The organism is Paenibacillus sp. CAU 1782, from assembly GCF_054551715.1.
Genome location: NZ_JBTOLL010000012.1, coordinates 42223 through 56911, shown reverse-complemented (window position 1 = coordinate 56911; position 14689 = coordinate 42223). Strand labels below are relative to the sequence as shown.

At 51.8% G+C, this 14689-nt stretch carries 10 protein-coding genes; 6 read left to right on the top strand and 4 right to left on the bottom strand.

Annotated features, from left to right (window positions below):
- Positions 1-93: 93 nt before the first annotated feature.
- The gene (locus ACX93W_RS19920) at positions 94-4104 is read left to right on the top strand and encodes an Ig-like domain-containing protein (protein WP_459394130.1); all 4011 of its coding nucleotides are present in this window, start codon (positions 94-96) and stop codon (positions 4102-4104) included.
- Positions 4105-4170: 66 nt separating this feature from the next.
- Here the strand turns inward: ACX93W_RS19920 and ACX93W_RS19915 are convergent, their stop codons facing one another.
- The gene (locus ACX93W_RS19915) at positions 4171-4998 is read right to left on the bottom strand and encodes a WYL domain-containing protein (RefSeq protein ID WP_459394129.1); all 828 of its coding nucleotides are present in this window, start codon (positions 4996-4998) and stop codon (positions 4171-4173) included.
- Positions 4985-6418: a WYL domain-containing protein gene (locus tag ACX93W_RS19910; protein ID WP_459394128.1), complete on the bottom strand. Its 1434-nt coding sequence runs from the start codon at positions 6416-6418 to the stop codon at positions 4985-4987. Before ACX93W_RS19910 ends, ACX93W_RS19915 begins: the two co-directional genes overlap by 14 nt.
- A gap of 307 nt (positions 6419-6725) precedes the next feature.
- On the opposite strand from ACX93W_RS19910, the gene ACX93W_RS19905 reads away from it, so the two are divergent.
- Both ACX93W_RS19905 and ACX93W_RS19900 read left to right on the top strand, forming a co-directional pair.
- A complete protein-coding gene (locus ACX93W_RS19905) occupies positions 6726-8165 on the top strand; it encodes an RtcB family protein (protein ID WP_459394201.1) in 1440 nt (479 codons plus the stop codon).
- 55 nt (positions 8166-8220) lie between these two features.
- Complete coding sequence (locus ACX93W_RS19900; protein ID WP_459394127.1) at positions 8221-8994, top strand: ABC transporter ATP-binding protein; 774 nt, start codon at positions 8221-8223, stop codon at positions 8992-8994.
- 104 nt (positions 8995-9098) lie between these two features.
- Here ACX93W_RS19900 and ACX93W_RS19895 read toward each other — a convergent pair whose 3' ends face one another.
- Positions 9099-10073, bottom strand: a complete 975-nt coding sequence (locus ACX93W_RS19895; RefSeq protein WP_459394200.1) for an aldo/keto reductase — start codon at positions 10071-10073, stop codon at positions 9099-9101.
- A 670-nt stretch (positions 10074-10743) separates the two neighbouring features.
- On the opposite strand from ACX93W_RS19895, the gene ACX93W_RS19890 reads away from it, so the two are divergent.
- The 3 genes from ACX93W_RS19890 to ACX93W_RS19880 all read left to right on the top strand — a co-directional run bounded on the left by ACX93W_RS19890 (position 10744) and on the right by ACX93W_RS19880 (position 13269).
- A complete protein-coding gene (locus ACX93W_RS19890) occupies positions 10744-11736 on the top strand; it encodes a lipoate--protein ligase (RefSeq protein WP_459394199.1) in 993 nt (330 codons plus the stop codon).
- A 24-nt stretch (positions 11737-11760) separates the two neighbouring features.
- Positions 11761-12150 (top strand): hypothetical protein, encoded by a 390-nt coding sequence (locus ACX93W_RS19885; RefSeq protein ID WP_459394126.1) that lies wholly within the window; start codon positions 11761-11763, stop codon positions 12148-12150.
- A 219-nt stretch (positions 12151-12369) separates the two neighbouring features.
- Complete coding sequence (locus ACX93W_RS19880; protein ID WP_459394125.1) at positions 12370-13269, top strand: GNAT family N-acetyltransferase; 900 nt, start codon at positions 12370-12372, stop codon at positions 13267-13269.
- A gap of 67 nt (positions 13270-13336) precedes the next feature.
- Here ACX93W_RS19880 and ACX93W_RS19875 read toward each other — a convergent pair whose 3' ends face one another.
- Positions 13337-14566, bottom strand: coding sequence for a nitrate/nitrite transporter (locus ACX93W_RS19875; RefSeq protein ID WP_459394198.1), 1230 nt, complete (start codon positions 14564-14566; stop codon positions 13337-13339).
- Positions 14567-14689: the final 123 nt, after the last annotated feature.

Below are 14689 nucleotides of genomic sequence, written 5' to 3'. Positions count from 1 at the left end.
TCAGATTCTATCCTTTATAATGTCGAATTAAGCCGTATTTTGGAAAGATTCGGCAATACATTCATACAGACGAAAGAAAGGAAGACGATGCGAGTGAATGTAAGGGAGATGAAAAAATCGCTGTCGCTATGGACAGCAGGGCTGCTCATTTTGTCCAATCTGTTCGCTACAGTAGCCCATGCCGCGCCGGTCACAATCAACAACCAGAGCGCGAGCGGCTACAGTGGAGTAATGGGAGCATCGCCGATTGTTGGCGAAGTGGAAATGACGGGCTACGGAGACTGGCCTGACGGATTTTCGACAGGAACTCCTGGCAATGGAGGAAATCCCCGATTTAACGGCAGTGTGTTTGACGGTGAGAATATCTGGCTGATTCCTTCGATGGCGTCTCAGTTGGTCAAAGTCAATAAGACGACAGGTACGATGGAAGAATACAGCCAGTGGCCGCAAGGCTTTACGAGAAGCGCGACGTATCCTGATTTTGCAGGCGCTGTCTTTGATGGAGAAAATATCTGGCTTATCCCGCTATATGCCGAAAAGGTGATCAAGGTAAATAAGGATAGCGGCGAGATGACAGCGTACAGCAATTGGCCAAGCAGCTTTTTATTGCCAAGCGCGGCTCCTCCCAACCCTAATCCTATATTTTCAAGAAAGTCGAGCAATTTTGCTGGCGGCGTTTTTGACGGTCAACGTATTTGGCTGATCCCGAGTTATGCCAATGCGCTCATCGCGGTAGACAAGGATACCGGGACGATGACCCATTATAATCAGTGGCCGGGGGATGTGAAATTGCCGGGCAGCGGCGTTCAGATCGAGAATGGCGGATTTCTTATTAACAGCAATTTTTCCGGCGGCGTTTTTGACGGGCAGAGCATTTGGCTTATTCCTGTGGGGGTCGACCGTTTGGTTAAAGTGGACAAAGATACGGGCGAGATGGAAAGCTACAATGACTGGCCGAGCGGGTTTGAGAAGGACTACTTCTCGACTACAGGATTTTCCGGCGGTGTTTTTGACGGAGAGAGCATTTGGATGGCACCGAGCGGTATTAATACGGTGATGGACAATACTGTTGATCCTATTCAATTCAGCTTTAATTTGGGGGCTCCGGTCGTCAAGGTCAATACGGCTACCGGAGTGATGACGGATTATCGCAATTGGCCGGGCGGAGAGGCAAAGAGCAATTTTTCCGGTGTTGCGTTTGACGGCCAGAGCATCTGGCTTTACCCTGCAACTACATTGGATCCCAATGACGCCGTGAGCGAGCTTGTCAAAGTGGATATCGCTACCGGGACGATGACGGGGTACAGTAATTGGCCTGTCAGCACAACAATGGGGTCATTTCCATTTGCCGGCGGCGTTTTTGACGGAGAGAGTCTCTGGCTGGCGCCTGCGGGGGCCAATGAGGTCGTCAAAATTGGCGGTACAAAAGTGGACGTAAGCAGCGTAACGCTAAGCCCTGCAACCCTGGCGTTGATCGCAGGCGGGGAGACAGGCGCTGTAACGGCAGATGTAGCGCCGAGCAATGCGACAAATAAAAAGGTGACGTTCACAAGCAGCGATCCGGACGTGGCGACGGTGGATGAAGAAGGAACAGTCACGCCGCTGAAAGCGGGCGAGGCCATCATTACGGCGACAACGGAGGATGGCGGCAAGACGGCGACAAGCACGATCACGGTGAAGGAAGCGGCTGTAGCTGTGACGGGAGTAACGATAAGCCCAGCTTCGCTGACGCTGGTCGCAGGCGGAGATAAGGGTACCGTAACTTCGGAGATAGCGCCGGGCAATGCGACGAACAAAAAGGTGACGTTCACAAGCAGTGATCCGGACGTGGCGACGGTGGATGAAGAAGGAACAGTCACGCCGCTGAAAGCGGGCGAGGCCATCATTACGGCGACAACGGAGGATGGCGGCAAGACGGCGACAAGCACGATCACGGTGAAGGAAGCGGCTGTAGCTGTGACGGGAGTAACGATAAGCCCAGCTTCGCTGACGCTGGTCGCAGGCGGAGATAATAGTACCGTAACTTCGGAGATAGCGCCGGGCAATGCGACGAACAAAAAGGTGACGTTCACAAGCAGCGATCCAAGCGTTGCAACGGTGGATGAAGAAGGAACAGTCACGCCGTTGAAAGCGGGCGAGGCCATCATCACGGCGACAACGGAGGATGGCGGCAAGACGGCAACCGTCTCGGTCACGGTAAAGGAATCTGTGCCTGTGACGGGAGTGACGGTTAGCCCGGCTGCACTGAAGCTGACAGCCGGCGGCAGCAAGGAAAAACTGACGGCAACCGTAGCGCCAAGCAACGCAACGAACAAGAAAGTAACATTTACGAGCAGCGATCCGGCAGTGGCAAGCGTGGATGAAGAAGGAACGGTCACGCCATTGAAAGCCGGGACTGCTACCATTACAGCAACAACGGAGGATGGGAATAAGACAGTCGTTATCGTTGTGACGGTAGATGGATCTGAAGGCCCGACGCCGACTAATCTGGCAGCGGCAGCCGGAAACGGCTCTGTCAATCTGACCTGGACAGTAGTGGATGGAACGGTGTCTTACAGTGTCTATCAGCGGACCGCTTCCGGCGGTTATGGAACAGAACCGGTCGCAACGGTAAGTGGCTCCAGCTACACGGCAACCGGACTTGTGAACGGAACCGAATATTATTTTATCATCAAAGCAAATGGTGCTGAAGGAGCAGGCAATTATTCCAATGAAGCCAAGGCAACGCCGATTTCCGGTTCTCAGAACTCCGGCGGCAATCCCTCCACTGGCAATCCGTCCGGACCAAACTCTGGAACAGGCGCTGGAACTGATGGGCAGGGAGCAGGGCAGCTAGACTTCCGAATCATCGTAAATGGCAAGCAGTATGATCAGATTGCGACAGGCAATACCACGAAGGAAGAAGGCAAATCTGTGCTGACCGCGGCAGTGGATACGGCAAAATTGTTGGCACAGCTTGGCAAGGAAGGAGACAAGTCCACCATTGTTATCCCGGTTTCGACAGTTAATGTAGACAAAGTATCAACTGTGCTGACCGGCGAGGCAGTGAAAGCGATGGAGGGCAACCAAGCTACATTGGAAGTACTGACGTCTAATGGCAACTACAGGCTGCCTGCCGGAGAAATTGCCATTGACAGCTTATCCGCACAGCTTGGCGTACAGGTCAAGCTAAGCGATATAGTTGTACGCATAGACATTGCCAAAAGCAATGATGCCAAGGCGCAGCTTGCTGCAAGCACGGCAGAGAAAGGAATGTTCAGCGTTGTTGTACCGCCGGTGGATTTCACTGTGACCGCTGAATACAATGGCAAAACAGTTGAAGTGGATAAATTCAGCGCTTATGTACAACGTGATATTCCTCTGCCGGACGATGTGGACCCTAACAGGATTACAACGGCAACTGTGCTGATGGAGGATGGAACAGTATATCATGTGCCGACCTATGTGACTGTCCGCGACGGAAAATATTATGCGGTTGTCAGCAGTCTGACAAATAGCACATATACGTTGATTTGGCATCCAATCACATTCTCGGATGTAGACAAGCACTGGTCCAGGAACGCTGTAAATGATATGGGATCGCGCCTGATCGTGAAGGGTGTCGACGAGACGAGATATAACCCGGATGACGATATCTCTCGCGCCGAGTTCGCAGCCATTATTGTGCGCGCACTGGGCTTGGCCGAGAATGGAAAAACAGCTTCCTTCCAGGATGTGAAGCCCGGCGACTGGTACATGGGCGCTGTTGCAAAGGCTGCGGAATACGGACTGGTAGAAGGTTACGAGGATGGCCTGTTCCGTCCGGAGAAGACGATTACCCGCGAAGAAGCTCTGGTCATTGTTGCGAGAGCAATGAAGCTGACGAGTCTGGGTACTGATGTGAGCGATGAGGAAATCGCATCTGTGCTGGCTGAGTTTGCGGACGGATTGGAAGTGGACGGTTGGGCAAAGCAGGCCGTCGCTGCGGCGATCAAAAATGGAGTTATTCAAGGCAGAGATAACGGATTGAAGCCATTAAGCAACATTACAAGAGCAGAAGCTGCAGTTATTGCTCAGCGGCTGCTGATGCAATCCGAATTGATTGATGTAAGAAATTCCAAATAGCAGTAAACAAGGCCGTACACAAGCAACTTGGTTGCTGATGTACGGCCTTGTTATTTTGCATCAGGGTTAATCTCTGGAAGCTGCGGTAGAGGTCCCCTCGTAACGGGCCAATGCCCAGGCGGCTGTTTGGCGCATGCGTTCGATTAGACGATCCCCTGATATGACCCTTACGCGCTTGCCCAGAAATCGCAGCTTGGAGAGCACGTATTCACTTTCGTTTAGCGAAAAATGCAGCTTGATGACGTATTCGTCCTTTTCGGCATCATAACGCACATCGCGCTCAAAACAGGAAAAAGCATAAAGGATGCGCGACAGCTCGCCGTTATAGGCGGGCATGACCGCAACTTCGGCGCTGGTTAAAGCCGCCGCCAATCCGGCTTCCGCTTCGGAGGCGCGAGCGGCGACCGTATCGGGACTCAGCGGCTGCGCATGCAGCTTGACCTCACTTATTTTATTCAAACGGGTGCTCATTACTTTGCGTTTGTTCCGGCTTAGCCAGAGGAGATACCATTCCCGCTTGACCATGGAATACTCCAGCTTGTAGGGAAACGCATGATGCTCTACCCGGGTTTCGCCATTTTTGAGCGCGAAGCTAATCGTGAGCGCGTACCCGCCTCCAATCGCGCGTCTCAACTGGCGGATCAGCGGATGGTAAACCATGACCTCGCGGCTTGCGGCTTTATGAATGAGATGAGGCTCGAAGTGTACCTCGGCTTCGTTTTGCAGAATGGCTTGCAGCTTGGCAAGCGTTCCCGGCAGAAAAGCTTCGCTGGCGGAGGGATGATTCAACATGCTCTTTAGCCAGGCGCGCTCATGGGCGGAAATCAGATAGGTGCCGCGATTCTCAAGACGCGAAAGCAGCTGATAGTTGAATATTTTTTCAAAAGGATTCATAGTAACCAGCCAGCTCCTTCCACTCCTGAATCAGCTCATCACGCAGCTGTTTGGGCTGAAGCACCTCGCAGCTGGAACCAAAGCTGCGCAGCCATGGCTTGATTTCCAGTATGCCGTTTACTTCTATCTCGTAAATAAAGTCCTCGCTGCTTTCCTCGGTAATGACGCCCCACCCGCCCTGATGCTGAACACGCTCCTTCACAAAATCGGGAATACCCGGGCCGGGCTTATAAAATCTTGCGCGCACAAGCATCTTTCTGCCTGTATCCAGCAGCCAGCTGTCCCGAATGCGAAGCTCCAGCAATTGCAGCTTCTCCTCCATAAAAGCAGGGCTTACGGCTTCCTCGTCCTGAAGTCCCGTCACGCCTTCCAGGCGAAATTTTTTGATGCCCTGCCTGCTGCACCAGCACAGCAAGTACCATCTTCCATATTGATGATCGTACACCACTTTAAGAGGAAGCATGGTCTGGCGCTTGACCGCGGCTTCTTTTTCATAGAGCGGATTCGTATTTTGAGAGGCATAGCTGGTATCCCTCTTAGGGGAGAAATAGAGAAAAGATACTCTCTTGCGTTCCTCGATCGCCCGAAAAAGATTAAAGAGATGGGCTTCGTCCAAAATGCGAGAATAATAGTGATATTTGTAGAGCAGCGCACCGTCCGCACCGATTCCGCCAGCAAGATTGCCAGTTGCATTCTTGTCATCGTTTGAGGTATCACCGTCACTGCTTGCGTAATAATCAGTGGTATTGTCGTCATCGCTCGTACCATTGATTGAGGCGTCAATGCCCGTGGCCCCTTGAAGAAGCCTGCCGAGATTGTCTCTGAGCAGATAACCTTGAACGGAGGGAAGCTGCGTATTGGCCATCATATCGGTAAAATCGTATAAATCCAGCAATTCATCATGATCCAGCGTCTCCGAAAAGCCTCTCCAGAGCTTGTAACGGTAGGGACGCGGCCCCGGCTCCTTGACGATGGCGCCAACGTTCTCCAAATATTTCAGATCGCCGCGAATTGTTTTTTCATCGGGCAGGGCAAGCTCCGGCGGCATGCCGGCACTGACGGCATCCAGCAGCTCCATCGCTGTCAGCGGTTTGTCGCCCATGGCCGCAATCAGAACGGAAAGCCTCTCGCTTTCGGTCTCCTTCAACGATTTGGCCCGAAACAGAAACAGCAGCAGAGGATCGGAGGAGTCCAGATAGCTGTAGCGGACCATCTCCGCCATTTCGCGTCCGGTTTCGGAGGTTCGCGAGCTGCGAGGGCCAGCCGTACCGGCAATATCTTTGAGTCTTTTCATCATTTTATCGAAAGTGTGCACTGAAATGCCGAGACGCTGCGCGTATTGCTGCCGGTTATAAGCGGATCCCGTCAAAGCCAGCATGCGCAGAAACTGAATTTCCTTATCAAAGCTCTCTTGAGCCATCGTTGTCCGCCCTCCTTTTAGAGGTTCTTCTAAACTCCTAATTAAACAAACATGTTGAATAGATTCTTTACATTGCTTTCATTGTAGCAGGATTTGCAGAGTAGTAATACTTTTGCCATGTTCACGAGCATTTGGGAGAGTTACCATATGAAGCAAGAAGTGCGCCGGTTCAATAGGCGGCCGGGAAGCTGTCGGCATTGACGCCGAGGCTGAGACGAACCCAACCGCAACAGAGCGGCCGGATCAGGCGCACGCACAAACGGAGGAATAGCAAATGAACAAGAGCAGCAACGTGAATGACCGCGGAATGGTAACAGAAAACCTGCCGTTTAGAGGGAACTATGTGAATCACGGGAAGAACCATCATGAAGCCGGGCTGGAGCATGGAAAGGTGCATGTGTTTGCCAATGATAAGGTATTTGCCTCATTGGAAGCCGGCGTGTATGCAATGGCGGACAATAACTTGACAATCCCGCGCAATCAATATTTCAGCTATACGCCGGACGCTCATATCGGGGTCGGGACTTGCATCGGCACAACGGCGGTATGGCGGATGAGCGACGGCTTCGTGTCGCCCTCCATTGTAGGGTCCGATATCGGCTGCGGAATGCGCGTCCATCTGACGCCGCTTCATAGCAGCGACCTGTCTAACAAAGATACGCTGAGAAAACTTGTTGATGCTATCGAGAGATATGTTCCAACAAATGAGAGAACCAATACAAACTATAGCGATATCGATATTATGGAGGTTGTCCGCCACGGGCTGAAGGGATTGCCGGAAAAATATATGCCGGATGAACAATGGTTAAGCCATGTCGAGACGGCAAACTTCCCATACGATCAATCCTATCTGGAGAAGCTGCCTCCAAAAATCCGCAAGCATGCCCATGGACAATTAGGCTCTCTTGGCGGCGGGAATCATTTTATCGAGCTGCAAAGTCTGGAAATCCCGCTGGACAAAAGGGAGCTGGCGGAGTCATGGGGGATGTTCCACGGTCAAGTGATCGTGATGATCCATTCCGGCTCCAGAGCGTGGGGAGCGATGGTAGGCAGAGAGCATAACAAAGTCATCAAAGCCGCCATGGATTCATGGGGAATCGTCAACCCGGATCCCAATTTGATCTACGCGCCGATTGCCAGCGAGGAAGGGAAGGCGTACCTGAACCTGATGTATTCCGCACTTAATTTTGCGGTTGCTAATCGGCATATGATTGCGTTTGGCGTGCAGGAGGCATTTCGCGAAGTGTTGGGCGAAGAGATTCGGCTTCTGGTTTTGTACGATCTGATGCACAACTATGCGTTAAAAGAATTCCATCGCGGCCAGCCCATGCTGGTGCACCGCAAAGGAACAACCCGCGCGTTGCCGCCGGGGCATTTCCTTAACGTTCCAGCTTACAAGGAGACGGGACATCCCGCTTTGATTCCGGGTTCTATGGGAACGGCCTCCTACATTATGGTCGGAAGAGGGGAAGGGGCAAAAAACTTCCATTCCATCTGTCACGGAGCGGGGCGTCTTCGTTCCCGCAAAGCGACCAAAGCGCTTGTCAACGTCGAGGAGTTTCAGCGTTCCATGAAGGTTGGGCTGGCGGATGAAATTTTGGTCAACCATGACTCTCTGGAAAGTATTCTCGACGAGTGCCCGCAGGCGTACAAGGATGTGGACTCGATTATCGATAGCGTGGTTGGCGCGGAGCTGGCGGATGTTGTAGCCAAATGTTTGCCGCTTGCCGTTGTGAAGGGGCGTTGAGACGCGTTGCGAACGCTAATGAATGTTGGATATGAATTTGAGTAAGAGTAAGAGTATGAGCATTGCTCATCCACTGTTGGCAGTGGATGCTTTTCACAAGCAATACAAGGAAGGGAAAAAAGCGCTCGACGGCGTAAGCTTCGAGCTGGCGGCAGGAGAATGCCTGGGGCTGGTTGGCGAAAGCGGCTGCGGAAAAAGCACGCTTGCGCGAAGCGTGCTTCGGCTTGAGTCCGTAAGCAGTGGCCGTATTTGCTTTAGGGGCGAGGAGATTCAAGGGATGAAGGAGCGGCAATTGTTTCCCTTCCGAAAGAATATGCAAATCGTGTTTCAACATCCTTCGGCCGCCCTGAATCCAAAATTAAAAATCAGGGATTCCTTGCTGGACCCCTACGAGCAATACCACAGGATGGCGGAGCATGTCCATTTTCGCTGCCGGTCCAAAGAAAACTTTGTCCGCGAGCTGCTCGACGCGGTTGAGCTGCCTCAGCGGCTGGCGGAGAGTTATCCCCATGAGCTGAGCGGCGGACAGAAGCAGCGCGCCACGATTGCCCGCACGATCAGCCTGGAGCCCGCCTTCATCGTGCTGGACGAACCAACGGCAAGTCTGGATGTATTGTCGCAAGGCGCTGTGTTGTCCCTATTGAAGCAGCTGCAGTCACGCCTGGGGATGGCCTATCTCTTTATTTCCCATGATCTTGCAGCCGTCAAACAAATGAGCGACAACATAATCGTCATGCGTGAAGGAAAGCTGGTTGACCGCTTCCCAAGCGATCAGATTTATGCCGATGAGCGGCATGAGTATTCGAAGCAGCTGATCTCTCTTTTTTGATCTTGTAGGCGATAAAAGCTGCTGTTAATCGCTTCTGCTAAACGCTGCTACCAAACGCGGTTGCATAACCTTGCGAGTCCTCTAATTCAATAGAGGTTTTCTCTTTAGCTAAGCCGGTAAAAGCCGAAGGGCTCGCCTTTGGCGAACGGTGCGCTTATTTCGTCCAGACGTTCAAGCGCGAAGGACGTCAATTGGACATCCAGGCTTTGCAAGTTAAGACGAAGCTGCTCCGGAGAAGTCGCTCCCGCAATAACCGTGGAGACGGCTGGCCGCGTCATGAGCCAGGCCAGTGACAGCGCGCTTGGCGTACAGTCCAGTTCGCTAGCCAATTCGGACACCTGCTCTGCCAGCTGCAATTGCGCCTCTCCCAGATACCGCTGGAAGCCAGGGTCGGAATCGCCGCGCGAACCGGTTGGCGGCTGTGTACCTTTGCTGTATTTGCCGCTCAGAATCCCGCCCGCCAGCGGAAAATAAGGAATAATGCCGACGCCTTGGTCGAGGCATAGAGGCACCATCTCGCGCTCCGGCGTCCGGTCTGCAAGGGAATAGCTTGTCTGCATGGAGACAAAGCGGTTCAGGCCCAGCCTGTCGCTAATACCGAGCGCCTTCATTAACTCCCAAGCGTAATAGTTGGATGCCCCGACATACCGCACCTTCCCGGAGGTTACCATGTCTTCCAGAGCGCGAAGCGTTTCCTCCAGCGGCGTTTCGGGATCGAAGGTATGGATTTGGTACAAATCCACAAACTCGGTGCGCAGCCGCTTCAAGCTTCCCTCCAGCTCCAGGGTGAGATGTCTGCGGGACGAACCGCGCTCGTAGGGCCCCTGGCCTCGTGGCAAGCCAGCTTTTGTTGTCAGAACCGCTTCATGCCGTCTTCCGGCAAGCGCTTCGCCAATAATGCTTTCCGAAGCCGTGCTGGCGTAGATATTTGCTGTATCGATAAAAGTAACCCCATTATCCAACGCTTCCCCGATGATGCGTTTTGATGTGCCGGCATCGGAACGTTTGCCAAAAGCATTGGTTCCGAGCCCTAATACGGAAACCTTGAGTCCGCTATTGCCCAATCTCCGATATTCCATCATTAATCCCCTCCCGCAAGAATACAAACTATCCCACTATTTTAGCCGCTTTTTCCCGCAATCGCTACACGGCTGGCTCAACGGCTCAACGGCTCAACGGCTCAACGGCTCAACAGCTCAACACCTTTGCCCATCCAGCACTTGCACTGGTTATTTTTTAAAAATTCAACTCATTGAGCCAGCTTATCTCATTTTGGAGGTCATGGACTCATTGAGCCAGATTATCTCATTTTGGAGGTCATGGACTCATTGAGCTAGATTATCTCATTTTGGAGGTCATGGACTCATTGAGCTAGCCTCCCTCGTTTTGAAGGTCGTGGACTCATAGAACGAGCTCCCCTCGATTTAAAGGTCATCCATGACCGTCAGAGCGTAAAATTGCGGGTTTTGCCAATGTAACGGTCACCGATGTCCATTAGCGTGAAAATAAAGCCAAAAAAAGGGGGATAGCGAGCGCTAGTGGCCATCGATGTCCGTTAAAAACGGTTTTTTCTAAAAAAACGCCTCTTACGGTCATGGATGACCGCTACATTCTCATGTCCATAAGACGACCTTCACACGACACTAGAAAGATGCCTAGTTTTGACGCTGTTTCTTGCGTTATGTTAAAATGTGGGGATTAGGGCGGGGCGGGTTTGCATACACGCCCTGTAGGAGAGGGATGAGCATGATGCGTTTTGCGGACAACAAGGGGATTACGGATCCAACGCTGAATCTGGCGCTTGAGGAATACATTTTGAGAACACTGCCGGAAGGCGAGAACTGCCTGCTGTTTTACATAAACGAACCTTCGATTATCATCGGCAAAAACCAAAACACGCTTGAAGAAATCAATGCGGAATATGTAGAAGCGAACAAGCTGCATGTTGTGCGCAGGCTTTCCGGCGGCGGCGCCGTGTACCATGATCTTGGCAATTTGAATTTCAGCTTTATTATGCGGGATGACGGAAGCTCGTTCCACAACTTCCGCAAATTTACGGAGCCGGTAGTTAAGGCGCTGCAAAAGCTGGGCGTAGAAGCGGAATTGACGGGGCGCAACGATCTGCAGGTCGGCGAACGGAAAATTTCCGGCAACGCGCAATTCCATACAAAAGGCAAAATGTTCAGCCATGGCACGCTGCTGTTCGATTCCGAAATCGAAAACGTAGTGTCGGCGCTTAAAGTGAATGCCGAAAAATACGTATCAAAAGCGACCAAATCGATCCGCAGCCGGGTCGCCAATATATCGGAATTTTTGAAGGAGCCGCTAACGATCCAGCAGTTCCGCGAATCGTTGCTGGAATCCATTTTTGAACAGGAAGACGGCGTGCAAAACTACGAGCTGACTGAAGAAGACTGGGCAGCGGTGCGCAAGCTGGCCGACGAGCGCTACCGGAGCTGGGAATGGAATTACGGTCGTTCGCCGAAATTCAACATGCAGCAGCGCAAACGGATTGAGGGCGCGGGAACCTTTGATGTCCGCTTGAACGTGGAGGACGGCCTCATTAAGGAAGCAGCCATTTACGGCGACTTTTTCGGACGCGGAGATAGCAGCGAGGTAGCTGCGAAGCTGGTTGGCGCTCGTTATGACGCGGCAGCGCTGGACGCGATCAGCAGCGAGCTGGACTTGGCGTATTATTTTGGACCGATTACAAAAGAACAATGGCTGGAGCTTTTGCTGTAGAATACTGCGAAAGGAGTATTTATCTTGAAAAAGATTGCTTCTATATTCATGCTGTTGATTATAGGTTTGCTTGCGGCATGTTCGCCAACCCAATCAGACGCTATTAAATCCATGGCTTCCAGCGAAGAGGGCGCTTATAGCATTTATGTCTTTTGGGATGGAGAACAGACGGACCTTCAAACCATGCTGGGAGAAGCGCTGACTGTTATCAGTTCCGACAAAGTGATGAATTCGCTAAAAATCAGCAATATTTCGATAGTGAGCTTAAGCGATGAGTCGCAGCCCTATCCCTATAAAAAGCTATTTGATATAGAGGAATCGCCTACTTTGCTTCTGCTGGATACGGAAAAAGTGCTCTTGCAAACCACCAATGTGGAGGATTTGTACGATTTCTCCGACAATGCAGCTAAATAGCGTTAACTAAAATGAGAACGAGGATGCCCCGCCGCCAATACGGTTTAGGAGCACCCTCGTTTTTTTGCTGCAAATGTAAGGAGCTTTTTTATTACTAGGAAGCATTTTTGTTGTAGGAAACAGGTTTAATGATTTTTTACCATGACGCTTGCAGCTTTAAAACCTATAATCGGGTTATCGCATTAAGGAATAACAGCCGACTAAGGGGGGGATTGCAGGATGACTTCGACTTACATAATGGAAGACAATTATGAACTGACAAGAGTTGATCACAAAACCTTTTCGATTCACTTCAACACATACAGAGAAAATATATTTTTCAGACAGAGCTGGGAGAAGCGGCTGCCCATTTTTGGAGAAGAGGATCGCTGTTACTGGATTACCTATCAACAAAAGAGAATTGGCGGCGTATGCATAGAGCCTAACGCCATGTCCGCGCTGTTCCTTGAGCCGCCGTTTACCGATTTGCACGAGGTTGTGTCCAGATTGAAGAAATTGCTGCTAAAAATCTCTGATTCCAGCAAGCCCATTAATGTCTATGCGATTTTGCCGGACCAGAGAGAGTACTTATTGCGCTTTGGATTCCTCCCCACGGAGGCAAGGAAAGTGATGATCCGGCCAACCGAGAGGTTCGACAGACAGGAGTGGGGCGAAAGATTTGATGTAACCCCGCCTGAGCCGAAGCAAAGCGCAAAGCTTGCTGAACTGTTTTACGATGCCTATTCAGGCAGCGATAGCATCGGAATGCCGGGCGAACATACCATGCAGCAGGTGGAGTCGGACATTCAGTATTATTTTGAACATAACCAATCGGATATTGTAAAAGCGGCGTCCACCGTTGTTTTCGACCGTTCGACCGGCGCGATTGCGGCGGCATGCCTGATTTCCATCTGGGAGGAGCTGCCTTTGATCTATGATATTGCGGTGTCTCCCGCCTATCGGGACGAGGGTATGGCAACCAAGCTGCTGAAGGCGGCTTTAAGCGAGCTTTATGATAAGTTCCATACCCTGCGTTTGTTTGTGACCGTAGGAAACCCCGCCGAGGCGGTTTATTACAATCTTGGCTTTTATTCCGGACTGGCCCAAGAGAACTTTTATTTGCCGCATCGAAAAGCTTAAGTGAATCAGTATGGATAAGCCTAAAAGAATGAGCGTCCGATTGCTTTTAAGCGCGAATTCAAAAGCTCTAGGATGAAACGGGAGCAATCGTTTTTTTCGATCCAAGCGAGCCTTTGAGCCATAGCTTGCGCCATTTGGACTGCATGACCACAACGAGCAGCATGGAAGCGGCGGTAATGAGCGAAAGAATGATAAAGCCGGGCGTGTAAGACTGGTACGAGCTGTAGAGCTGGCCCAGAATCAATGGAAGAGCGTAGCCGCCAAGTCCGCCGGCTGCGCCGACGATACCCGTCATCAGACCAAGCTCGTTGCCGAAGCGCTGCGGCACAAGCTGGAACACGGCGCCGTTTCCTGCGCCAAGACACATCATGCCAAGGAACAGCATGGTGATGACGATAGGCAGCGGAGGCAGGAAGGATACGCCAACAAGCATGAGGGCGGCTCCTGTATAAAGGCAGGTCAACATGCGGGTGCCGCCGATTTTGTCGGCCAGAAATCCGCCTACCGGACGGAAGAAGCTTCCCGCAATGACGCAAAAGGTTGTAAAGTCCGCAGCCCGGATCGCTGACAAACCATATTGGGTGTTAAAAAAGATCGTCAGGTAGTTGGCGAGGCCAACAAAACCGCCAAAGGTTACGCAATAAAACGCGCAGAACACCCAGGCATCGCGCTGTTTCAGCAGGTTGCCGTATTGCGAAAGCTTTTTGGGCGCTGGACGGTTGGGGCTGTTGCGGGCAAACAAGGTGAAAAAGATAAATACGATCACGATCGGAATAAGCGCGAGCGCAAATACCATCTCCCAGCTTCCGAAGTGAGTGGCAAGCCGGTTGGCAAAAAGGGTGGCGAGCACGGTTCCGCTATTGCCGGCGCCGGCAATGCCCATGGCGAGGCCTTGATGCTCCTTGGGATACCATTGTCCGGCAAGCGGCAGCGCGGCGGCGAAGGAAGCGCCCGCTACGCCAAGCAGCAAAGCGACAACGTATAATTGGCCCAGCGAATCTACCCACAGCCAGCCGAGCAGCAGAGGGATGACGGTGATGCCCATCCCGATTTGCGCGGTAAGCTTAGGACCGATGTAATCGGACATAAACCCAAGCACAAGTCTCAGAATGGAGCCGCCGAGAATCGGGAGGGCGACCAAATTGGCTTTTTCCAGGGGAGTCATGGGATAATCCATTGCAATGAGGACCGCAAGCGGGCCAAGCATTCCCCAAATCATAAAGCTGATGTCAAAATACAGGAATGCACCAAACAGAGTCGGCTTATGTCCGCTCTTCCAGAAGCTTTTTTTGTCCAGCATACAACATCTCTCCCCATCACCATAATTTTCTTTTTTTAGCGGTTGTTCAAAATTGTTCAGACAGAAAAGGCCGCAGAAACATTCTCGAATGGAAAAGAGAACGTTCCGCGGCCTCATTGC

What these genes read in the sequence shown, in the direction of transcription:
- ACX93W_RS19890 (WP_459394199.1), top strand. Translation starts at nt 10,744, where the DNA reads ATGCGTTTTGCGGACAACAAGGGGATTACGGATCCAACGCTGAATCTG.
- ACX93W_RS19910 (WP_459394128.1), bottom strand. Translation starts at nt 6,418, where the DNA reads ATGGCTCAAGAGAGCTTTGATAAGGAAATTCAGTTTCTGCGCATGCTG.
- ACX93W_RS19905 (WP_459394201.1), top strand. Translation starts at nt 6,726, where the DNA reads ATGGTAACAGAAAACCTGCCGTTTAGAGGGAACTATGTGAATCACGGG.
- ACX93W_RS19895 (WP_459394200.1), bottom strand. Translation starts at nt 10,073, where the DNA reads ATGGAATATCGGAGATTGGGCAATAGCGGACTCAAGGTTTCCGTATTA.
- ACX93W_RS19900 (WP_459394127.1), top strand. Translation starts at nt 8,221, where the DNA reads ATGAGCATTGCTCATCCACTGTTGGCAGTGGATGCTTTTCACAAGCAA.
- ACX93W_RS19915 (WP_459394129.1), bottom strand. Translation starts at nt 4,998, where the DNA reads ATGAATCCTTTTGAAAAAATATTCAACTATCAGCTGCTTTCGCGTCTT.
- ACX93W_RS19880 (WP_459394125.1), top strand. Translation starts at nt 12,370, where the DNA reads ATGACTTCGACTTACATAATGGAAGACAATTATGAACTGACAAGAGTT.